The 482-nt window shown below is 58.7% G+C and carries 1 protein-coding gene; it reads right to left on the reverse strand.

Annotation, left to right across the window (positions count from 1 at the left end; genetic code table 11):
- Window positions 1-297: 297 nt before the first annotated feature.
- Window positions 298-482: hypothetical protein (locus ACFP9U_RS25240; protein WP_378625647.1), on the reverse strand; the 185-nt coding region annotated here is incomplete at its 5' end.

Genomic DNA, 482 nt, shown 5'->3' on the forward strand with positions numbered 1-482 from the left:
CGCAGTATCGCCGACGCGCAGCAGATCGTGAACAGGTTCTTAGAGCCGCTAACAAAACCGAGCAGCGTACCTGAGCCAAGGCGCGCCGACGCAGGCAGTACCAGTAGTACGACAAGGAGGCGCAACGCAGGATCAGGGGTTTTGTTAGCGGGTCTTAGAACGTGTTTACGATCTCGCGAGCTAAAGCGAGACAAGGCGAAAACGGCTGAGAAAGCGGAATGTACACATGGTACATGAGCATTTCGAAGTTGTTTTCAACGCCGTATCGCCGACGCGCAGCAGATCGTAAACAGGTTCTTAGAACTGCAGCTGCACGCGGCCCCACACGGTGCGGCCCGGCTCGTTGACCTGCAGGGTGCGGTCGTAGCCGGCCACCATCGCGCCGCCCTTGCTGACGCTTTCGGCGTAGGCCTTGTTGAACAGATTGTCGACGCCGAACAGCAGTTTGGCGTGCTTGTTCAGCTTCAGGCCGCCGTCCAGCG

The sequence above is a fragment of the Nitratireductor sp. GCM10026969 genome (assembly GCF_042660605.1).
Classification (GTDB): domain Bacteria; phylum Pseudomonadota; class Alphaproteobacteria; order Rhizobiales; family Rhizobiaceae; genus Chelativorans.